The organism is Xenorhabdus beddingii (assembly GCF_002127545.1).
GTDB lineage: Bacteria > Pseudomonadota > Gammaproteobacteria > Enterobacterales > Enterobacteriaceae > Xenorhabdus > Xenorhabdus beddingii.
The window spans coordinates 74708-97632 of record NZ_MUBK01000005.1; the positions used below are offsets into that span (position 1 = coordinate 74708).

At 44.5% G+C, this 22925-nt stretch carries 17 protein-coding genes and 6 tRNA genes; 3 read left to right on the top strand and 20 right to left on the bottom strand.

Annotated elements, in window-relative coordinates; all coding sequences use genetic code 11:
- Positions 1 to 87: 87 nt before the first annotated feature.
- The 18 genes from Xbed_RS04785 to gpt form a co-directional block, all read right to left on the bottom strand.
- Positions 88 to 164: transfer RNA gene (locus Xbed_RS04785), tRNA-Arg, on the bottom strand.
- 85 nt (positions 165 to 249) lie between these two features.
- Positions 250 to 326, bottom strand: a tRNA-Arg gene (locus tag Xbed_RS04790).
- An 85-nt stretch (positions 327 to 411) separates the two neighbouring features.
- Positions 412 to 488, bottom strand: a tRNA-Arg gene (locus Xbed_RS04795).
- 85 nt (positions 489 to 573) lie between these two features.
- Positions 574 to 650: transfer RNA gene (locus Xbed_RS04800), tRNA-Arg, on the bottom strand.
- A gap of 85 nt (positions 651 to 735) precedes the next feature.
- Positions 736 to 812 (bottom strand) — tRNA-Arg (locus tag Xbed_RS04805).
- 10 nt (positions 813 to 822) lie between these two features.
- Positions 823 to 915, bottom strand: a tRNA-Ser gene (locus tag Xbed_RS04810).
- A gap of 453 nt (positions 916 to 1368) precedes the next feature.
- A complete protein-coding gene (gene csrA / locus Xbed_RS04815; RefSeq protein ID WP_010845367.1) occupies positions 1369 to 1554 on the bottom strand; it encodes a carbon storage regulator CsrA in 186 nt (61 codons plus the stop codon).
- A 247-nt stretch (positions 1555 to 1801) separates the two neighbouring features.
- Complete coding sequence (gene alaS / locus Xbed_RS04820; RefSeq protein ID WP_086111800.1) at positions 1802 to 4429, bottom strand: alanine--tRNA ligase; 2628 nt, start codon at positions 4427 to 4429, stop codon at positions 1802 to 1804.
- A gap of 330 nt (positions 4430 to 4759) precedes the next feature.
- Positions 4760 to 5836 carry a recombinase RecA gene (recA, locus tag Xbed_RS04825; protein ID WP_086111801.1) on the bottom strand — a complete coding sequence of 359 codons (1077 nt, stop codon included), beginning with the start codon at positions 5834 to 5836 and terminating at the stop codon, positions 4760 to 4762.
- Between the two features lie 105 nt (positions 5837 to 5941).
- Complete coding sequence (gene pncC / locus Xbed_RS04830) at positions 5942 to 6445, bottom strand: nicotinamide-nucleotide amidase (RefSeq protein ID WP_086111802.1); 504 nt, start codon at positions 6443 to 6445, stop codon at positions 5942 to 5944.
- A gap of 25 nt (positions 6446 to 6470) precedes the next feature.
- Positions 6471 to 7667 (bottom strand): lysophospholipid transporter LplT, encoded by a 1197-nt coding sequence (lplT, locus tag Xbed_RS04835; protein WP_086111803.1) that lies wholly within the window; start codon positions 7665 to 7667, stop codon positions 6471 to 6473.
- Positions 7668 to 7671: 4 nt separating this feature from the next.
- Entirely contained in the window at positions 7672 to 9819 is a 2148-nt protein-coding gene (aas, locus tag Xbed_RS04840; RefSeq protein ID WP_086111804.1) for a bifunctional acyl-ACP--phospholipid O-acyltransferase/long-chain-fatty-acid--ACP ligase, read from the bottom strand.
- 129 nt (positions 9820 to 9948) lie between these two features.
- Positions 9949 to 10479: a shikimate kinase AroL gene (aroL, locus tag Xbed_RS04845; RefSeq protein WP_086111805.1), complete on the bottom strand. Its 531-nt coding sequence runs from the start codon at positions 10477 to 10479 to the stop codon at positions 9949 to 9951.
- 179 nt (positions 10480 to 10658) lie between these two features.
- On the bottom strand, positions 10659 to 11912 hold the full coding sequence (proA, locus tag Xbed_RS04850; RefSeq protein ID WP_086111806.1) for a glutamate-5-semialdehyde dehydrogenase: 1254 nt from the start codon (positions 11910 to 11912) through the stop codon (positions 10659 to 10661).
- Between the two features lie 38 nt (positions 11913 to 11950).
- A complete protein-coding gene (gene proB / locus Xbed_RS04855; protein WP_086111852.1) occupies positions 11951 to 13054 on the bottom strand; it encodes a glutamate 5-kinase in 1104 nt (367 codons plus the stop codon).
- A 165-nt stretch (positions 13055 to 13219) separates the two neighbouring features.
- The gene (gene crl / locus Xbed_RS04860) at positions 13220 to 13621 is read right to left on the bottom strand and encodes a sigma factor-binding protein Crl (RefSeq protein WP_086111807.1); all 402 of its coding nucleotides are present in this window, start codon (positions 13619 to 13621) and stop codon (positions 13220 to 13222) included.
- Between the two features lie 71 nt (positions 13622 to 13692).
- Positions 13693 to 14976 (bottom strand): esterase FrsA, encoded by a 1284-nt coding sequence (gene frsA, locus Xbed_RS04865; protein ID WP_086111808.1) that lies wholly within the window; start codon positions 14974 to 14976, stop codon positions 13693 to 13695.
- 15 nt (positions 14977 to 14991) lie between these two features.
- Positions 14992 to 15453 carry a xanthine phosphoribosyltransferase gene (gene gpt, locus Xbed_RS04870; protein ID WP_086111809.1) on the bottom strand — a complete coding sequence of 154 codons (462 nt, stop codon included), beginning with the start codon at positions 15451 to 15453 and terminating at the stop codon, positions 14992 to 14994.
- 278 nt (positions 15454 to 15731) lie between these two features.
- Here gpt and pepD point away from each other — a divergent pair, with 278 nt between their 5' ends.
- Positions 15732 to 17192: a beta-Ala-His dipeptidase gene (pepD, locus tag Xbed_RS04875; RefSeq protein WP_086111810.1), complete on the top strand. Its 1461-nt coding sequence runs from the start codon at positions 15732 to 15734 to the stop codon at positions 17190 to 17192.
- A gap of 76 nt (positions 17193 to 17268) precedes the next feature.
- Here the strand turns inward: pepD and dinB are convergent, their stop codons facing one another.
- Positions 17269 to 18324 (bottom strand): DNA polymerase IV, encoded by a 1056-nt coding sequence (dinB, locus tag Xbed_RS04880; RefSeq protein ID WP_086111811.1) that lies wholly within the window; start codon positions 18322 to 18324, stop codon positions 17269 to 17271.
- 370 nt (positions 18325 to 18694) lie between these two features.
- Between dinB and Xbed_RS04885 the strand changes: the two genes are divergently transcribed.
- Positions 18695 to 19954: an MFS transporter gene (locus tag Xbed_RS04885; RefSeq protein WP_279625506.1), complete on the top strand. Its 1260-nt coding sequence runs from the start codon at positions 18695 to 18697 to the stop codon at positions 19952 to 19954.
- 111 nt (positions 19955 to 20065) lie between these two features.
- On the opposite strand, the gene Xbed_RS04890 is transcribed toward Xbed_RS04885, so the two are convergent.
- Positions 20066 to 22108 (bottom strand): choline transporter, encoded by a 2043-nt coding sequence (locus Xbed_RS04890; protein WP_086111813.1) that lies wholly within the window; start codon positions 22106 to 22108, stop codon positions 20066 to 20068.
- Between the two features lie 209 nt (positions 22109 to 22317).
- On the opposite strand from Xbed_RS04890, the gene betI reads away from it, so the two are divergent.
- A complete protein-coding gene (betI, locus tag Xbed_RS04895) occupies positions 22318 to 22905 on the top strand; it encodes a transcriptional regulator BetI (RefSeq protein ID WP_086111814.1) in 588 nt (195 codons plus the stop codon).
- Positions 22906 to 22925: the final 20 nt, after the last annotated feature.

Below are 22925 nucleotides of genomic sequence, written 5' to 3' on the forward strand. Positions count from 1 at the left end.
TTGCAACCAAATAATAATAAAGGAAATGTTATGCTTCAAAAGACAATAAAAAGAAAACCCCTGTCTTAATAAGACAGGGGCTTAATATGGTGCATCCAGGAGGATTCGAACCTCCGACCGCTCGGTTCGTAGCCGAGTACTCTATCCAGCTGAGCTATGGATGCGTTATCAGTTTTCGATTTCTGGTCAGACAGTTGGTTGTCTTATTCTCAGAATTTTAACACCATGATGAAATCACAATGTTGAAGATGGTGCATCCAGGAGGATTCGAACCTCCGACCGCTCGGTTCGTAGCCGAGTACTCTATCCAGCTGAGCTATGGATGCGTTGTCAGTTTTCTATTTCTGGTCAGGCGCTGCTGATTGCCTGTCTTGACAGAATTGAAGCACCTAAAATTCACGGTACTTAAAATGGTGCATCCAGGAGGATTCGAACCTCCGACCGCTCGGTTCGTAGCCGAGTACTCTATCCAGCTGAGCTATGGATGCATTGTCGGTTTACTATTTCTGTTCAGGCGCTGTTGATTGCCTGACTTGACAGAATTGATACACCTAAAAATCGCGGTATTTAAAATGGTGCATCCAGGAGGATTCGAACCTCCGACCGCTCGGTTCGTAGCCGAGTACTCTATCCAGCTGAGCTATGGATGCATTGTCGGTTTACTATTTCTGTTCAGGCGCTGTTGATTGCCTGACTTGACAGAATTGATACACCTAAAAATCGCGGTATTTAAAATGGTGCATCCAGGAGGATTCGAACCTCCGACCGCTCGGTTCGTAGCCGAGTACTCTATCCAGCTGAGCTATGGATGCATTTCTTAAATGGCGGTGAGGGAGGGATTCGAACCCTCGATGCAGCTCTTAACCACATACTCCCTTAGCAGGGGAGCGCCTTCAGCCTCTCGGCCACCTCACCATTTTTTAAAACTATATACTTTAAAACCATGCGCTTTAAAACTTGCGACTCACGGCTTTCAGAACTTTTACTTCTGATGATTACTCAGAAGCCTTTCTTCAAGCTCTTCGTCGCTGCGATGGCGCACATATTACTTTCCCTGCCTGATAAGTCAAACAATTTTTCGAAACTTTTTCCCGTTTGAACACTTAGCACCCAAAATGCGTGGATTAGCATCTAAGGGGCTGTTTTATCAACAGTGAAATCATCTAAGCGTCGTTAAAGTTCATGAAAAGAATTATTCATCGCTATAACCTCATGAACGAGGCTTTTTCAACAGATAGAAAATGAAAAGACATGAGAGAATAGAATTAAGTAAGGTAGTAACAAGAAAAGGTAATAGTAACAAGGTTGATAAAGTAGGGAAGCAGAGTAGCGCCCAAGTCTTAAAAAAGAGTGGACGCCATTCTTGAATTAAAAAGTTGTCGGCTGAGACTTCTCTGCCTGAATCCGTTGATAAATTTCTTCACGGTGAACAGAAACTTCCTTGGGTGCGTTTACACCAATGCGAACTTGGTTGCCTTTAACTCCCAGTACTGTGACTGTTACCTCATCGCCTATCATGAGTGTTTCACCAACTCGACGAGTCAGAATAAGCATTCTTTGCTCCTTGAAAATTTAAAAGAGTCGGGTCTCTAGGTTTCCCCGCTATTATCCATCAAACACCGTGAAAACGTAAAGCAATGATATCTACTTAAAGTATAAGCAGTTTTGAACACATTTCCTATATCTATAGGATAGCTAAAATATAAGCATGCGCCCAACATTTCAACAATTTCACAACAAAAAACATTCGGCACCATAAAAAAACACTTTCATGATGCCGTTACTGTCACGGCGATACCAACTATAACCGCAATGTTACCCACTCTTCTACACTAATCAATGCGGAAGGAAGAGCGGCTACATCCGTCCCGCCCGCTTGAGCCAGATCAGGACGCCCTCCTCCTTTACCTCCAACTTGCTGGGCAACAAAAGAGATTAAATCGCCTGCTTTTATTCTAGCAGTCAAATCCTTTGTTATACCAACAATTAGGCTGACTTTATCACCAGTTACCGTAGAAAGCACAATAATTGCCGATCCTAATTGATTTTTAAGATCATCAACCATTGTTCTGAGCATTTTAGGTTCAACATCACCCAATTGTGTCACCAGTAAACGAACACCTTGGATCTCTTTGGCCTGATTCGCCAGAGAAGAGCTTTCCTGAGCGGCTTGCTGAGATTTCAACTGTTGCAACTCTTTTTCCAATTGTTTCGTTTTGTCCAGTGTCGTTTTCACTTTCTCATTCAGGCTACTGATATCACCTTTCACCAGATGGGCAATCTCTTGCAGTAAATCAGTCTGCTGATAGATGGAGTTCAGCGCAGTTTGCCCCGTAATGGCTTCGATACGGCGAATGCCTGCGGCTGTACCTGACTCACTGGATATACGGAACAACCCAATATCACCTGTGCGACTTGCATGAGTACCACCACATAATTCGGTAGAAAAGCCCCCCATGCTCAACACACGAACTTTTTCATCATACTTTTCGCCAAACAGTGCCATGGCACCTTTCGCTTTTGCGTCTTCCAGCTCCATTAACTCTGTAACAACGGGAGAGTTTTTGCGAATTTCTTCATTCACCCGGTTTTCTACCTGACGAATTTGTTCTGGCTTCATTGCTTCAAAGTGAGAGAAGTCAAAACGAAGGTACTTGTCATTTACCAAAGATCCTTTCTGAGAAACGTGCTCCCCCAGAATTTGACGCAATGCTGCGTGCAACAAATGGGTTGCTGAGTGATTCAAACGGATCGCATCTCTACGCACCACATTAATTTCGGCATTGACAGTATGATTAACGCTCAAGCTACCACTTGTCAATTTACCAATGTGGCCAATTGCCTGTGCATATTTTTGCGTATCCGCAACTTCGAATATACCATTGCCACTCAACAAGTGACCTGTATCACCAACTTGTCCGCCTGATTCAGCATAAAAAGCGGTTTTATCAAGTATAACGATTGCCTCTTCACCTGCATGAATTTGATCAACCGCTTCGCCATTACGGAAGATAGCAGTAATGGCCGCCTGCTGTGAATGATGTTCATAACCACAAAAATCACTTCGGCCGTCAACTTTGATCAACTCGTTGTAGTCTGTACCAAAACCACTGGATTCACGAGCACGCCGACGTTGGTTTTCCATCGCCACTTCAAAACCCGCTTCATCAACTTTGATATTTCTTTCACGGCAAACATCTGCGGTGAGATCAACGGGAAAACCATAGGTGTCATACAAACGGAAAGCAGTTGTGCCGTCTAAAGTGTCACCAGACAATTTTGCCAGCTCTTCATCCAGTAATTGCAAACCACGATCCAGAGTACGGGCAAATTGTTCTTCTTCGGTTTTCAATACCTGTTCAACCAAGGACTGCTGTTGTTTCAGCTCTTCGCCAGCCGCTCCCATGACTTTAATCAGCGGGGCAACTAACTTATAGAAGAAAGCATCTTTTGCTCCAAGCATATTGCCATGGCGGACTGCTCGGCGAATGATACGACGAAGTACGTATCCACGGTTTTCATTGGATGGAATAACACCATCACAAATTAAGAATGCACATGCCCGGATATGATCCGCAACAACACGCAGAGATTTATTGGTGAGATCGGTCGCCCCCGTCACTTCTGCAACTGAAGTAATCAGGTTCTGGAACAAGTCAATCTCGTAGTTGGAATTGACGTGCTGCAATACTGCGGTAATACGCTCCAGCCCCATACCGGTATCAACAGAAGGTTTTGGCAGTGGCTCCATTGTACCATCAGCATGGCGGTTGAATTGCATGAAAACGATATTCCAGATCTCAATATATCTGTCGCCGTCTTCTTCCGGGCTGCCTGGAGGGCCTCCCCAAATATGCTCACCATGGTCATAGAAAATTTCTGTACAAGGGCCACAAGGACCGGTATCCCCCATTTGCCAGAAGTTATCTGACGCATAAGGAGCGCCTTTGTTATCACCAATACGAATAATTCTGTCTGTTGGAACGCCGACTTCTTTATGCCAAATATTATAGGCTTCATCGTCTGTCTCATAGACAGTAACCCACAGTTTTTCTTTTGGCAGATTAAACCATTCTTCGCCGGTTAATAATTCCCATGCGTATTTAATAGCATCTTGTTTAAAATAATCGCCAAAACTGAAGTTACCCAACATCTCGAAGAAAGTGTGATGACGGGCTGTATAACCCACATTTTCTAGATCGTTATGTTTACCGCCAGCACGTACGCAGCGCTGAGCCGTTGTTGCTCTGGAATAAGGTCTTTTATCCAACCCAAGAAAGACATCTTTAAACTGGTTCATTCCTGCGTTGGTGAACAACAATGTTGGATCATTGTTTGGCACCAACGAACTACTTGGTACTATCTGGTGCCCTTTAGTATGAAAAAAGTCAAGAAACGCTTGACGGATCTCAGCGGTGCTTTTGCTCATAATTGTCCCGAAATCAAGCTGAAAAAACAGATTTATGAATGGTTGAGATGGTATATTGCCTATCGCATCACCATTTCCACTCACGAATAAATTAAAGTGGGGTTAAGATAAAATGTCTTCTATTAGAAGTAAAATCCCATATAAGTCCATTCGCTTTTCAGCATTGTAATTCGTCTGGACATTTTCTGAAAGTCTGTTTGTTAAGCCAGTTTCAATACACCTGTTTCAAAGATACTCATTTCCCATAAAAACAAAAACCACACCCAAGATGGATGTGGTTTTTAAAAAGCCAAATTATTTCTGTATATTACGAGACAGAGTAAAGAGTCATTAGAACTCTTCGTTATTCACTTCTTCACCGTTGTCTTCATAATCTGTCACATAATCGGCAGCCGCACTGCTGAAATCACCGGTCTTATTCAGCAATAACTCGCGCAGTTTTTTGTCCAGCTCGACCGCAGCTTCTGGGTGCTCTTTCAAATAAATAGTGGCATTGGCTTTACCTTGTCCAATCTTGTCACCATTGTAGCTGTACCATGCACCCGCTTTTTCTACCATTTTGTGTTTAACACCCAGATCGATTAATTCACCCAAAGTGTTAATGCCTTCACCATACAGGATTTGGAATTCAGCCTGCTTAAATGGTGCTGCAACTTTATTTTTAACCACTTTCACACGAGTTTCGCTGCCAACAACCTCATCACCGTTTTTCACAGAACCTGTACGGCGGATATCCAAACGGACAGAGGCGTAAAATTTCAGTGCATTACCACCTGTCGTGGTTTCAGGATTACCGAACATGACACCAATTTTCATGCGGATCTGGTTGATGAAGATCAACAGGGTATTAGAGTTTTTCAGGTTACCCGCCAGCTTACGCATGGCCTGGCTCATCATACGCGCTGCCAGCCCCATATGAGAGTCACCGATTTCACCTTCAATCTCTGCTTTTGGTGTCAATGCAGCAACGGAGTCAACGATAATGACGTCAACAGCGCCAGAACGAGATAAAGCATCACAGATTTCCAATGCCTGTTCACCCGTATCAGGCTGCGAACACAACAAATTATCAATATCTACACCCAGTTTTTTGGCATAAACCGGATCAAGGGCATGTTCGGCGTCAATAAAAGCACAAGTTCTGCCTTCGCGCTGGGCTGCTGCAATCACTTGCAATGTCAGCGTTGTCTTACCGGAAGATTCAGGCCCGTATATTTCAACAATACGCCCCATTGGTAAACCACCCGCACCCAATGCAATATCCAATGACAGAGAGCCGGTTGAGATGGTTTCAACATCCATTGAGCGGTTTTCACCCAAACGCATGATGGAACCTTTACCAAATTGTTTCTCAATTTGACCCAGTGCCGCTGCTAGTGCTTTTTGTTTGTTTTCATCGTTAGCCATGTTTACTCCTTCGCAAGCAATGAAGGGGCTGCCCCACTGCTGATAAACGGTTTTTGATACCAAAGTGCTGGAACTAATTATACTGTATAATCATACAGCATCAAGCTAATTTTTTATGATTTCTTCCAACAACGTTTTTAAAGAAAAAATGACGGCCTGTAGACGCACGGCATTGCGGTCTCCCGCAAACTGTTGACGATATGCTACAGTCTGAACACATTCATCAATATGGAAGGCAAATCCAAACCAAACCGTACCCGTCGGTTTTTCCTTACTGCCACCCTCCGGCCCGGCAATGCCACTGACAGAAACAGAAAAATCCGCTCTAGCGGTTTTTAATGCGCCTGCAGCCATCTCTTTTACGACTTGTTCGCTTACAGCACCAAACTGTTCCAGTGATGCCAGTGAAACACCCAGCATTTCATGTTTAGCTGCATTGCTGTATGTCACGAAACCGCGGTTAAAATAGGCCGAACTGCCCGCAATATCTGTGATCACCTTGGCAATCCAACCCCCTGTGCAGGATTCTGCACAGGTCACGGATAATTTTTTCTGTGTTAATTTCTTACCCAGTTCAATACTAAGCTGATTCAGGAATTTTTCATCCATAACAGACCTTCAATGCTATAAGAAATTAATTTTTTCGAAATAGATCCCAAATCCATAGCCCACCAATGGCCAGAGAAAGCAAAATACCAAAGCCAATGCCAACCGAAACCACTGACGCACCAAACTTAATGGAAATTAAATATAACCCCAGCATAACCAGCATGGCACTATTTTCGCCAAGATTTTGTACAGCAACGGCTTTACCGGCTCCCATTGAATGTTTTCCATGCTCTTGTAACAACGCATTTAAGGGGACAACAAACAGTCCACCAAATACGCCGAGAATGATCAAAATTAAATAGGAGAACCCTATTGATTGCTGAGTGGCAAAAAGGATAACCATAATGCCGATTAAGATCCCCGCAGGCATGCAACGGCGCACCGTTTTCAATGTAATAAACCGTGCAGCCAGACCCGCTCCGGCAATGATACCAATAGCGACGATGGCATTCATCAGTGTAGGTGTTGTATTTCCTTCAACGCCCAGTACAACGGGAACCCAGGCAACCAACAGGAACCGCAGTGTAACACCCGCCCCCCAAAATAAGCTGGTGCCTACCAGTGAAAATCGGGTTTCCTGATTACGCCAAAGTGTGGCACAAACCGCCATGAAATCCACCAGCATTTTTTGGGGATACCAGCCCTTTTCCTGACGGGCCGCAGCCAAACGGGGAATATAGAAATTCGCCACGACGGCCGCACCATACAACAATGCACAAAGCCCTAATGCCAATATCAGATTAACATCAGAAAGGGATCCGCCAGTGACTGAACCAATCAGGATCGCGGCAATGGTCGATGCTTCCATCATCCCATTGGCTTTTACCAAGCTCCCCTTCCCCGTCAATTCACCCAAGATCCCATACTTAGCGGGAGAATAGGCTGCCGCCCCAATTCCCACTAAGGTATATCCCAGAAACGGGTTCATATCGATGCAAATGCTGATGGCTCCAAGCAATTTAATGCCGTTGGAAAAGAGCATGACGCGCCCTTTTGAAAACCGATCAGCAACTTGCCCCACAAAAGGGGCAAGTACAATATAGGTCAGAACAAAAACCATTTGCAGGGCCGGCAGACTCCATTCAGGGTAAGCCTCGACCTTCAATTGAGCCAAGAGGGTAAAAAGTAGTGCGTTGTCAGCAAAAGCAGAAAGAAATTGTGACAATAATACCGCTTTCATACCTCGATTTAACAGTGGTCGTGTCTCCACAGTGCCATTCATTTCCTTACTCCTGTTCGGCCATTTTTCTCAATGTGACAAAATCCGGTTTACCACTGCCAAGCAAAGGAAGTTGCTTCACATAACGAATATCCCGTGGAACCGTCAATTCAGGCATTCCTACTTCACGGGCCACGCCAAGCATGGCATTTCTATTCAAATTGGCATCCGTTGTGAACAGGACCAGCGCTTCGCCTTTACTTTGATCACTCCTGGCTGTTGCTGCATGCAGCGCATCAATAGAAACCCTTGATGCAATTTGTTCTACTGCTTCGAGAGAAACCATTTCTCCCGCCAACTTAGCAAAACGTTTCACCCGCCCCTTGATCGCACAGAAGCCTTCTTCGTCAATAGAAACGATATCTCCGGTGTCATACCAGCCGATTTGATTATTTCCTGCTGCATCTTCCGCCGATGGTGGTTCCAAACGCTCAGGGGCTTCGACACGCAAATAGCCTTTCATGACATTCGGGCCACGTAGCTGCAAGCGCCCTCCTTTTTCGATCCCCGGCACAGGCAGTAAGCGAGCTTCCATACCCGGCAAGAGCCGCCCGACCGTTCCTATTTTTGCAGCCATAGGGACGTTAATTGCGACAACAGGTGCACATTCGGTCACGCCATAACCTTCCAGAATGCGGATACCGAATTTATCCTGCCAAACACGTTTGGTCTTCTCTGACAGCTTTTCTGCGCCAGCGACGACATAGCGCAGTCGGGCAAAATCATAGGGATGAGCAAAGCGGGCATAATTACCCAGAAAGGTCGAAGTTCCGAACAATACAGTGCAATTGCGATCATAAACCAGCTCAGGCACAACACGATAATGCAGGGGGCTAGGATAGAGGAATATTCGGCTGCCTGTCATTAGCGGCGTCAATAAACCGACTGTCAGGCCAAAGGCATGGAACAGGGGTAAAGAGGACATGAAACGATCCTGGGGGGTAAAATCAGCAATCGTTTTTATCTGTTCGACGTTAGCCAGTAAGCTGGCATGACTGTGAACCACGCCCTTTGGTGCCCCTTCTGAACCTGATGTAAACAGGATCAATGCATCATCATCAGGCTTTTGTGAAGTCATGACCGCTTTGGAAGGGAAAATCAGGTGCCACAGTATCCAAAGTTTATCATCCCGAGTGATGGTGTCTTTTAAATCCTCAAGGTATATCCAATTCGCTTCTGTTACCTGTTCTGGCAGATGAGTCAATTGCCCTTTCTCCAGAAATTGGCGAGACGTCACGATAGTTTTGAGGGTCGCAGCCTGCATAGCGCTTTTAATTCCGCTGCTGCCGGCCGTGTAGTTCAGAAGGGCAGGCACACGTCCTTTCAACAAAGCGCCATAAATGGCAGCAGCCATCACCGTCGCATTTGGCAATAGTAAACCGACTCGTTCACCTTCTTTTGTAAAACGTTCCAGGATCCGGCTGACACCCAATATTTTTTTCAGTAATGAGTGGTAACTATCTTCCTTGAAGCTCACATCCTCAATGCAAGGTTTGAAACGACCAAAACGTTTTTGTGCAGTCAAGTAAGCATTGAACAACGTTTCTTTTGGCCGGGTTTTCATTCTCACATCCATCATGATGGCGTGGAGATGTTCTCCCGCTAAACGACGGCGCATTGTTGAGTTGGGAGCATCCGGCATAGGCAGATCGACGGCGGGTAAAATTTTGAGGGTGATTTTCGGGAACCAATGCAGTTTCATTATTCCTTTCAATCGGCCAAAAATGGTTTGTTCTGCACCATCAATACGAATTGGAACCACCTTTGCACCTGATTTCGCGGCAACAAAGGCCGCACCATCATAGATTTTCATGAGCGAGCCGGTTATCGTGATCCGTCCTTCCGGGAAAATCACGATCGGACGCCCTTTCTCCACTTCTTTAATCAACGTCCTGACGGCCATCGGGTTGGTTGGGTCCAGAGGAACAACATCGGCATAAGACTTAATGAATTTGAAAAAACCCCGGGTCGCAATACTAGAATAGATAGCGAATACGGGTTTTACTGGCAGGAACAACCCAATTAATAGACCATCCAGAAATGAAATATGATTGGGTGTAATAAGACATTTTGGGTGTTTAAGCTGCTTATCATCACCTTCTACTGTGACTCGAAAGAGCACCCGTACAAGTAACCGAATAAAATTCAAGAGCATATCCATATCTCAAATATAATTAAATAAAATTAAAGTGAGTAAGTAGGATGATACTATAAGTTGTATAAGCAGCCTGATATATAAGATTTCCCTGTTATATGGAAAATAAACTTAAAAAACCTCAATATATCAAATTATTTTATTTTCCTGGCTCAAAATGTAAGAGTTAATGTTAAAGACGATATCTTCTGTTGCAAGACTGGCATCAACAATGAGATCTGCGCACTCATGATAGAGTGGCTCCCTTTCAACCAATACCCCTTCAATTTCTTCTATGATGGATTTTCCCGTCAAACTGGGGCGCTGTGAGTTTTCTGGATTAAGGGATAACCGCTTGATTAAAATGTTTGCGGATGCCTGCAAATAAATCACGATGCCATTTTGTTGCATATACAGACGATTTTCCGGCGACAGAACCATTCCCCCACCCGTGGAAATGACGTGTTCACTTTGGCTCACCGTTTTCAGTGTTTGACTTTCCAATTTTCTGAAATATTCCCAGCCATTGTGTTCAACAAGCGTTGCAATACTCATTTGGCTGGCGGTTTGAATACTCTCATCAGTGTCAACAAATTTATACGACAATGCTTCAGCTAACAACTTACCTATTGTCGTCTTCCCTGCACCTCGTGCACCTACGATGAATAGAGTTCGTTTCATTTTGTTGTCTTCCTGAAGGATATATAAAATTAAGATTAAGCATAAAGTATAGTAACTAAATATTTACACTAGTGTAAAAAGTATTTTTTATTGAACAAAAAGTCACACTTAATGCTAAGTGTGACTTACTTTAGTTCACAATCAACCGTTCAACCCGATCTCATTACAACAGAATACGATTAACCACGGGGTAAGTAATCGCCATAACCGATCCATTTATAGGTTGTCAGCGCATCCAGCCCCATTGGCCCCCTGGCGTGTAATTTCTGGGTACTGACGGCCACTTCAGCGCCTAAACCAAACTGACCACCATCAGTAAAACGGGTACTTGCATTCACATACACCGCCGCTGAATCCACTCGCTGCACAAAATAGTCAGCCTGCTGCAAAGATTCCGTCAGGATCGCGTCAGAATGGGCCGTGCCATAAGTACGAATATGTTCAATCGCTTGATCGATACCGCTGACAAGCTCCACATTCATATCCAGTGACAACCATTCATCACCGTAATCTTCTTCTGTCACTTCGACGACGGTTGCGGGGCCATCTTTCAGCAATATAATTGCGGATGCACCCGCATGTAATGTCACCCCCTGCTCTTTCATTTTTGTGCTCAGAACCGGCAGGAAATCGGCGGCAATTTTTTCATGTACCAACAGGGTTTCCAGTGAATTACAGGCACTCGGACGTTGTACTTTCGCATTAGTGATCACTTCCAAGGCTTTTTCAATATTGATGTTTTCATCTACAAATGTGTGACAAACACCAATGCCTCCAGTAATCACCGGAATAGTAGATTGTTCACGGCACAGTTTATGTAAGCCGGCACCACCACGAGGGATCAACATATCAACGTAGCGATCCATTTTCAGCAATTCAGTCACCCACTCACGGTCTGGTTTACTGATGGCCTGAACCGCAGCCGCAGGTAAACCACTTTGTTCCAGTGCCTGCTGAATGACTTTCACCATCACCTGATTGGTATGATGGGTCTCCTTGCCGCCGCGCAGTATCACCGCATTACCGGTTTTCAGACACAATGATGCCACGTCAATAGTGACATTCGGACGGGCTTCATAAATAACGCCAATGACGCCCAAAGGGACACGGCGCCGGCTTAATTGCAATCCATTATCCAATAATTGCCCATCCAAAACCTGTCCTACAGGATCGGCCAGACGACAGACCTGACGTACATCATTGGCTATGGCGTTCAGCCGCTCAGGGGTCAACAATAACCGATCGAGCAGTGCGTCACTCATTCCCTGCTCGCGGGCTTGATGCATATCTTGCTGATTAGCCGCAAGAATGATCTCAATTTCTGTCTCCAGCAAATCAGCAATGTGATTCAACGCCTGATTTTTCTGGCGGGTATTTAACTGTGCCAATTGCCATGATGCGGCTTTGGCTGCTTTTCCCATCTGCTCTAGCATGGTGGAATCCTTTATTCCGATCGATCAATGATGATCAATTAGCTTACGATTAAATCGTCACGGTGAACCGCAACGGCGCCATACTCATATCCCAGTATCCGGTTAATGTGCATTGAATGCTGACCGGCAATCATACGTAAGGCATCGCTGTTATAGCGACAAACTCCGTGAGCCAAATCTTTGCCGGATAAGCTGAGGATGCGAATGACTTCACCACGGGAAAAATCACCTTTAACGTTTTTGATCCCTTTTGGCAGCAACGAGCTGCCTTTTTCAAGGATTGCCGTTTCTGCACCATGATCAACAATGATTTCTCCGGCCGGGGGGGCACCAAAGATCCAGCGCTTGCGATTTTCCATTGGGCTAGATAAGCCATGAAAACGGGTTCCCACCGCTTTTCCCTCAATGACATCGGCAATGACATCGGGTTTATTGCCAGCGGCGATGATAACATCAATTCCCGCACGCCCGGCGACTCCAGCAGCCTGAAGTTTTGTCGCCATCCCTCCCGTTCCCAAACCTGAAACACTGTCTCCCGCCATCATCTTCAATTCATCGCTGATGTCATGCACTTCAGAGATCAATTCGGCATCAGGATGATGACGAGGATCAGCCGTATAAAGCCCTGCGATATCTGTCAGGAGCAATAACTTATCTGCACTGCCCAAAATAGCCGCCAGGGCAGAAAGGTTATCATTATCCCCCACTTTAATCTCTGCTGTCGCAACGGCGTCATTTTCATTAATAATGGGAACAATATGGTTATCAAGCAATGCCTGGAGGGTATCCCTCGCATTCAAGAAACGCTCACGATCTTCCAAGTCCGCACGCGTGAGCAACATTTGCCCGACATGGATACCATAAATCGAGAAAAGCTGCTCCCACAGTTGGATCAGGCGACTTTGTCCGACGGCGGCCAGCAACTGTTTTGAAGCAATCGTGGCGGGAAGGTCGGGATACCCCAAATGCTCACGTCCGGCCGCAATCGCGCCAGACGTCACAATAACAATGCGGTGGCCTTTTTCATGCTGTTGAGCACATTGGCGAACCAGCTCCACGATGTGGGCACGATTCAAACGACGAGAGCCACCGGTCAATACACTCGTCCCCAGTTTCACAACCAAGGTTTGGCTGCCATTCATCATATTTCTGCCATTAACAGTTATTTGAACAAATAATTCGATTAAAAAAACAATTCGATTAAAAAAACGATTTTCTTAAAAAAACGGTATCCAGTTTTAACAGGAGAGAAGCGTTATGCCAACTGACATAACGCAAAATTTAAAAAAAGCAGGCTTAAAACAGATTCATGCCATAACTTGAGTCTGAAGAGAAATGGTATTTTTGGAGGGAGTCAGCGTCAGTTTGAGCGCATCAAAAGAATTCGCCAGACGTTGATGAAATGTCTGCAAGGTTGATTCAAGATGTTCCAGATCAGCCTTTTTTTTGATACTCATGGCGTGCCATTCACCATTTTTATCAAATAAACCTATCTGATAGTGATAAACAAAGCCCTGCCCCTGTGCTTCTAACTCTAACCACCATCCCCAGAATTCGCGTTTTTCGGGTGCCGCTTTTGCACTGACACAAACTGCTAAACAGTCAAAGAAAAAATAACCGTTTTGGCATTTTAATTCACGTACATACGGCCCTAAGGCAGAAAAATTCTTTAACAGCCTATTTTTAGAATAACTTACGGGCAAAGTCATACAAAGGTCTCCTTATATACAGAACACCTTTGTATCAAATGGTTAAAAAATATCAAGTAATAAATTTTACTTTATACAACTTTATCTTTCAACCATACACTTATTTCGTGTAGCGCCTTATTGAAACCACTATAAACTGAGGTGGCAGGGATCGCCCGCAATGAACCCTCCATTGATGACATAGCAATCAATTTTGAGTCCTTTCTTGGGCTGAAAATATCATCTTCCCAATACACCGAAAACATAGGGACACTACAGCGACGCCCCAACAAGCCTTGATTTTTCAATGAATAACATCTCAGCTCTGAACGCAGTCTCTCTTCATCAACGTGGTAAATCCCCAGACGACTGGCCAGTACGTCAATATACATTGACGGAATTTTCTGCTGTAATTTCCCATCATGCAGTAATTCATGAACAATCGGGCCAACTACCGCAATCCCTTTAATCAGTTTCGGTTCCAGATAGGCAAGACGAACAGCAATATTGGCACCAAAACGAAAACCAAACACGCCTACACGAGTATGGTCAATCCACGGTATGGTATCCAGTTGTTGCAAAACTTGTTGATGAAGCGCGCAGGTATCCTGTGTCAGTGTGAATTTGGCGGAATAACCCACAGAAGGCATATCCACCGTCAACATGGCAAAACCGAGAGGCGAGAAATATTCGCGGAACAACCGCCAACAATCGCTCTGCACATTATCAAGGCTGGTACAGACTAAAATCGTTGGGCAGGGTCCTTGAACATGGGAAGGAAGATGCAATAATCCAGTCACACTTTTCCCCCCTTCCAAATGAAATTCCAGTTTTTTCAATTCATAATCAGAAAAACGCGCCGCATTTTCGTAGGCTTTATTCGCCAACACGATAGCTTGATCAGCCAACTCGTCACCGCGCAAATGAGGATAAGCGGCGATACTGTAAAGCGTTGCCGCCTTTAACCAGCATGCCCCAGCTTTCTCAGCCTCTTCAGTATGCAGAGCTTCCTGCTGCCAGTGCATTGCCTGCTGTGACCACTCAAATGCCCAATTTCCTTTACGATAGCCGATCACAGTATCCAACAAATGATCGGTACTGCGCTCGGCATCTGTCACGGCAATCCGGCTGAGAACTTCTTGAATTTCAATCGGATTGATTCCCCTCCAGATCCAAGCGAGCCAATTAATCATTCGATACCAACGCTCGCAACGCTTACCACCACGCGGGCTATTACCGACAAGGGTACGATCACCAACAATAGAATTATCACCAGCCGTGATAGATTGTAGTCGAGTGGATTTTACCAGTGTGGAGGTCTCCCGATGTTTAAATCGAGATTTAAACAGCGACTCTGAAAGGTTTTGTTTAGTCATGACAAAAGAAAATTCTTACTGCTTATCACAAATAGGAGGAACGAACATAACGCCCATATCCCATGGCTGCTCAATCCAGGTGTTTTGAGGAATATCAACGACATAATCATTCACAAGAGGACGGCCGGCAGGTTTTGCAAAAATCGTGACAAAATGGGCTTTCGGATACATATCGCGGATTGCCTGTGCAGTCCCGCCGGTATCAACCAGATCATCAACAACGATAAATCCCTCACCGTCGCCTTCCGCTTTTTTCAACACATTCAACTCGCGCTGATTATTGTGATCATAGCTGGAAATACAGACCGTATCGACATGGCGAATTCCCAGCTCACGAGCCAACAATGCGCCCGGCACAAGGCCACCGCGACTCACGGCAATAATGCCTTTCCACTGTTCTACCGGAAGTAAACGTTGTGCCAATTGACGGGCATGTATTTGCAACATATCCCACGTTACAACATATTTTTCACTCATAAAATTTGATCCTGGATACTAAAGAATATTTCAGAAAAGTGTTTTTTTTGCGGAAAAAAGGTTGCGCGAGATTATAGTGATTTGAACAGACAAAGACCAGTAAAAACAAGGTAGGACCCTATCCTGACTGCGCATTACAGATAATAAAATGATATTCTCAGACATGACATGAACCTTAGGATAGCGCAAGATGACAAAAGCGCCCTAATGTATCAAGCATTACCATTTTCTCACCAAGATGTATTTTCTCACTCAGATGTCGTTACAGGAGATTCGCCGTGTCCGAATTATCAACCTTATCCCCTCAACCACTATGGGATATTTTTGCCCAAATTTGTTCCATTCCGCATCCATCCTACCATGAAGAAACGCTGGCAGCCCATATCATTGAGTGGGCAAAAAGCAAAGATTTCCATGTGGAGCGGGATGACGTCGGTAATATTTTGATTAGAAAACCGGCTTCGAAAGGTATGGAAAATCGCAAGGCCGTTGTACTTCAAGCGCACCTTGATATGGTTCCACAAAAAAACAATGATACCCAGCACGATTTCACCCAAGATCCGATCCGCCCTTACATTGACGGTGATTGGATTACGGCCGAGGGGACAACGCTAGGCGCTGATAACGGGATCGGCATGGCTTCTGCTCTGGCCGTCTTGGCGGACGAAACAGTCAAACATGGTCCATTGGAAGTGTTGCTGACCATGACCGAAGAAGCGGGCATGGATGGTGCGTTCGGCCTGAAATCCGGCTGGTTGCAGGCCGATATTCTGATCAATACCGATTCAGAAGAAGAAGGCGAAATTTACATGGGCTGTGCCGGGGGCATTGATGTTGTTACCACTTTGCCATTATCCCGTGAAGCTCTGCCAGCCGGTTACAAAACTCTGGAACTGACGATTAAAGGGTTAAAAGGTGGCCACTCTGGTGGCGATATTCATCTCGGATTGGGCAATGCCAACAAATTACTGGCGCGTTTCCTGGCGGCACAGGCAGATGACTTGAACCTGAAATTGATTCATCTGCAAGGGGGAACGCTGCGCAATGCCATCCCCCGTGAAGGTTCCTGTGTCATTGCCGTTCCTGCTGATCAACTTGAAACACTGCATCAACGGAAAGAGCGCTATCTGGAAACATTGACAAACGAGTATGCGGTCGTTGAAGCCAACCTTACCCTCCTGCTGGATGAAATCGAAACATCAACACCGGCGTTGACGGCCGATTGCCAGACCCGTTTCCTGTCCATGCTCAATGCCATGCCTAACGGCGTTATCCGCATGAGTGATGTGGCCAAAGGCGTTGTAGAAACTTCGCTGAACGTCGGCGTGGTGACAATGGATGAAGAAAAAGTCGAGGTTTTTTGCCTGATCCGTTCACTGATCGAAACGGGCAAGACGTATGTTGCTGAAATGCTGAATTCTCTGGCAAAACTGTCTGGTGCAAAAACAGTAGCCAGCGGCAGCTATCCGGGCTGGCAGCCTGATGCCGATTCGCCAGTGATGCATCTGGTTCGCGAAACGTATCAACAACTTTTCGATAAAACCCCCAATATCATGGTCATCCATGCAGGTTTGGAATGTGGCCTGTTCAAAGAGCCGTATCCCGACATGGACATGGTTTCCATCGGTCCGACCATTCGTGGCGCGCATTCCCCGGATGAGAAAGTTCACATTAAGAGCGTGGGTCAATATTGGCAACTACTGACCGCAATTCTGAAATCTATTCCGGTTAAAGAGTAATAAAAAGATCAATAAAAAGTCACAACAGAACCCTATTGCCCCTCCCCTATTCTCTGCCGTAGGGGAGATTCCAGCGTTATAACGCCAGTAAAAGCTGACGTTCCAATTGTGGATTTTGTAAGGTGACATGCAGCCCAACCAACCGGACGCCCCGCCCTTCCCTGCGCATTTCCCACGCCTGTTTTGCGACCCGAATCAGATCGGCCTTATCCAATACAGGATGAGTATGTTCCTGTGTCGTCATTTGGAAATCATCAAACTTTAATTTGATACCCTGACGGGCAATGCGCAGATCGGGGTTTACCTTTGCTAACCGTTTTTCCAGCTCAGGATAAAGTTTTTCAATTAATTCCACACACTCATGCCATTCATGAATATCCTGCGCCAGTGTTTTTTCTACCCCAACCGATTTGCGCAAGCGTTCTGGCGTGATCGGCCGTTGATCAATGCCGTGGCAACGTTGCCAAAGTGATACCCCAAATTTGCCCAAACTTTTTATTAACGCCAGTTTATCGTAGTGTTGAACATCAGAGCAGGTTTCCAGCCCCATGTCTGACAGCCGTTTGGCCGTCACTTTTCCAACTCCGGGAATTTTGCGTAATGGCAGTGACTTAACAAACGTATCGACCTGTTCAGGAGAGATAACATATTGACCATTGGGTTTATTAATATCAGACGCTATCTTGGCTAAAAACCGGACTGGCGCAACGCCGGCGGAAGCCGTTAACTGCAATTCATCAAAAATGACCTGACGGATTTCCTCGGCAATCAATGTCGCAGAACCGTGGCAATAGTGACATTCTGTCACATCGAGATAGGCTTCATCCCAAGAGAGAGGTTCAATCAACCCGGTGTAACGGGAAAAAATCTGCCGGATATGCTGGGACACTTCTTTATAAATCGCCATGCGGCCGGGGATCACTTTCAATTGCGGGCAGAGTTTTAACGCCATGGCGGTGGGCATTGCACTATGCACCCCAAAGCGACGGGCAGGGTAATTTGCCGTGCTAATTACCCCTCGCCGATCAGCACTTCCCCCCACCGCAATAGGTCTATTGCGAAGTAATGGGTTATCCCTCATTTCAATGGCAGCAAAAAAACAGTCCATATCAATATGAATAATTTTGCGCATCTGATCTCCCCACACCAAAAGACTGTATAAATATACAAGCATATCTAGTGAAAGTTAAGCTAATTTTTAGCAAAATTTCAATGGATTGATTTATTGATGGGGCATTATTCATGGTGAAATGAAAATATTAAATAATCCCATTAAGTGATTATATAAGAGATAAATAACAGCAAAAAACATTGAGATAAATAGCACATTTAAACAGGATAAAATAAAAAACCTTTTATTGATTGTTTTTCAGTTACATATTTCACTCAATCCATTAAATAACCATTTAATATATCATTTATTTTCAATACAGCGGTGACAGGGATGTATTTACTCTGTACCATTAGATAAATCAATAAATTAAATAGGTTTATTAAAAAATATAAGGATAGTAATGAAAAATAATATTTCCTTTTTTCTATATCAAATGTCTGATATTTTATTTACCTCCTCTACAAGAGCATTTGCTATGCTATTCTCATGGTGGATGATTGAAGTCCTTAATCTAGACTTTCAACTTGGGTGGTTCATTTTTTCATCATGGTTATTGCAAGTCTTATTTCTGGTCTTTATGAGTAACCTTGGAGACAGATTCAATAAGAAAACCATCCTATTTTTTTGTATCATCCCAACCTCTTTACTTTTAATTCTCGCTAATTTTATAGATACCCGTCTCTATCTCCCGTTAGGCATTATCTCTATTTTTGCTTCTATTTCAGCCATACTCATTCAACCAATTGGCACCAGTATTCTTCCTGAAATCAGTGATGAAAATAAGTTGGAGTCTGCCTTTAAATACAGAGGGGTTGTTAATTCCGTTAATATTATCCTTGGGCCTGCTATATCTGGGATCGTTATTCATTATTTAAAAATAGACGGAGCTTTACTTTTTATTTCGCTAATGTCGCTTTCATCAATCATTGGATTTTATTTTATAAAAAATCAGAAAAAAGAGAAACCATTACAACAACATACCGGCAACATAGGCAGTATTAAGATCATTACCAAAAACCCAACAGAAACCCGTCTGGTTATCGTTTCCTCCTTTTTCAATTTCACGACAGTCCCATTAGTTACTTATATTACTCCACTGATTATCATCAATGAATTTAAACTCAGCGCCTTACAGGTGGGGATTGCCGAGGCAACATTTGGGGTCGGTATGATGATTGGCAGTGTCATCATTATTAACTATCTGAATAAACTCCTCTGCAAAGCCCACAGTGCCTTTATTGCCGCCTTCACGATATCTGTATGTATCGCTGGTATCTCCACGGCAACCTCATTAATCGGGTTGTGCAGTTATATGTTAATCAGTGGAATTGGTTTGGTTATTTATAATATCAATACCACTTCCATTCGCTGCCTGGCAACACCGGAATCTTATCGTAATACCATGGAATCAAAATTTCTGGCTATTTGCATAGTCTCAATACCGTTGGGGATGATATCGGCAACTTACATTGTAGAAAGTTATGACATAAGAATTCTGTTACTCGCCTTCTCTGCCTCAATGGGATTGATGTCGTTCCTGGTTCTGTTTTCACCCAAATATGTGGAGATATCAAAAATGTCAGAAGCTCAATTGAATGGTTATTATGGTAAACTCTATCCTGATGCTTACCCTTCAAAAAATAGATGATAGGATTTTTATCTATTTTAGCAGATAAACTCATTATCTAACTTGATAAAGAATATCAATAAAAAACGCCTGCAATTTCATATAGCGCAGGCGTTTTTTTATCCTTTATGCTTATCCACCACTCGGAAAAATCAGCGTTTGTCCCGGCGATTCACGATTAAGGTGAATAAAATTCAGGTGTTTCTCATAATGATCAAGAATATCGCTGATGATTTGCTCTTTGGTATAATCCATCAAGTCATTACCCTGCGTCCCTTCCATCAAAAACGTTTCCAAACGGTAATAGTCAGATTTGCCTGATCTCGCCCGATAGGTAAATCCGGGTACGGAATAACGTTGCGGCCAAATCTGATAAACAAAATTCTGCTCATCGCCCAAATCAACAACCAATTCAAGGGGATTCAGCCTCTTGCTCCCTTGCGCAGGCAAGGCGTGGAACTGAACACTTGCACCACGCACGACCAACTCTTTGGCAACGTCCAACATGGCTGGACGACACACCATATCCAGCATCCGCTGAGTGTTTTTCGTGCCCGGAAAATGCATCATACGGCTCAGGCGCTGTTTCCAGTTCAGGGAGCCATTATCATGCACCAATGTCGGCGATGTATTCTGCAATGCACTGGCCTTGCGAAAATCCTCTACCCGCAACGATTTATATAATCCTGCCATGATAAAAAAGATCACAAAACTAAAAGGCAGCCCCATGATTACCGTCATATTCTGCAAAGCGGAAATGCCATCCGTCATCAATACCCCCAGCGTCAGTACACCAATCGCCACAGACCAGAATATCCGCAGCCAGTTCGGTGAGTCATTATTAATATCACTGAGGTTAGAAGTGAAATTGCCTAAAACCAGCGATCCCGAATCTGCGGAAGTCACGTAAAACAGCAGCCCCGTGATTGTGGCAACAGAAGCACTTAGCGTGAACGCCGGATACAGTGCCAGCAAATCATAAAATCCCCGCTCCGGGTGAACTAACACGGTTTCAGCTAATTGAGGGTTGCCATGAAGAATTTCATATAACGCGCTATTGCCAAAAACCGACAGCCAAATCAGGGTAAAAACAAAGGGAATAATCAGCGTTCCCATCACAAACTGGCGGATCGTGCGGCCACGGGAAATACGGGCCAGAAATAATCCAACAAACGGTGCCCAGGCGACCCACCACGCCCAGAAAAACAGCGTCCAGCTATTCATCCATTCAGTCGGCCGCTCAAATGCGAAACTATTGAGTGTCATGCCCATAAAACGGCTGATGTAATCACCCACATTCTGCACCAGCCCATTAAGCAAAAACTCCGTATCCCCCACAAACAGAATAAACAACACCAACCCCAACGCCAGCAGTACATTCAGTTCAGACAGAAACCGAATCCCTTTGTTCACCCCAGAGGTCACAGACACCGTTGCCACGATAACCGACAGCAGTATTAATCCGCCCTGAACGCCCAACCCCTGTGGCAATCCGAACAGCACTTTTAGCCCATAGTTTAACTGCACAACGCCAATCCCAAGTGTTGTCGCGATGCCGAAAATCGTTCCTATCACTGCGGCAATATCCACAATGTGACCAATCGGCCCTTTGATGCGATTCCCGAAAATAGGGTAAAGCGCCGAACGGATAGTTAATGGCAAATTGTAACGATAACTGAAATAACCCAGCGCAATCCCTACCAAAGCATACATAGACCAGCCCGTCAGGCCATAGTGAAACAGTGTCCACACCATCGCCTGACGGGCTGCTTCAATGGTTTCTCCTTCGCCCGTTGGCGGACGCATATATTGAGTAACCGGTTCAGCCACCGAGAAAAACATCAAATCAATACCTATTCCGGCGGCAAACAGCATGGCAGCCCAACTGAGCAAACTGAATTCTGGCTTGGATTGTTCTGGCCCTAACTTGATGGAACCAAAACGGGAAGCCGCAACAAAAATGACGAACACAATGTAAAGCGTAGCCGCCAGCAAGTAGTACCAGCCAAACGTTTTAGAGACCCAGGATAGAGTATTTTTTATCCAGACACTTGTTGCCTCCGTGAAGAAAATCGTGAATAGAGAAAAAATGATAATCAGTCCAGCAGAAGCGAAAAAAACGACAGAGTTCAGTGTATCCTTCTGAGTGTTTTTCGGACTGTCTTGTATGTTCATAGGCAGTTCCTGAAATAATTGCATGTAGAGATATGAAAAAGGCTAATGGATATAACACATTGAATCAAAAATAAAATTTAAGTCATATTGAATAGTTTTAAGTGCAAATTGTGAAAATATTGTAATAAAACATATTTAATTTTGATTGAACATTCAATCAAAAAAAAGTTTAATGAGCGCCGAATGTTTGATTTTCTGAGCATAAAATCATGCCAAAAATTGGAATGCAGTCCATAAGAAAACAACAACTCATTGATGCAACATTAATTGTCGTCAATGAAGTGGGGATGCAGGAAGCAAGTATTGCGCAAATAGCCCGGAAAGCAGGGGTTTCCAACGGGATTATCAGCCACTACTTTAAAGATAAAAACGGGCTACTCGAAGCCACCATGCGTTACTTATTACACCAACTGAGAATGGCTGTAGCGCGCCGAATACGCCTGCTTGACGACACCACCCCCATGCAAAAACTGAAGGCCATTGTCGAAGGGAATTTTGATCCCAGCCAAATCAACAGCGCTGCCATGAAAACTTGGTTGGCATTTTGGGCCAGCAGTATGCACCAACCCAGCCTTTATCGCTTACAACAGGTCAATGAACGCCGTTTGTATTCCAATATCTGTGTCGAATTCAAACGTACTCTGCCAAAAAAAGAAGCGCAACTTGCGGCACAAGGGCTGGCTGCATTGATTGATGGTCTATGGCTGAGAAGCGCATTAAGCAGCAAACCTTTTGATCTCGATGGAGCATTAAAAATCACCCTCGATTACATCGAACAGAAACTCGGTCCGGCCTGAATTCTGACTTATAACCCAAT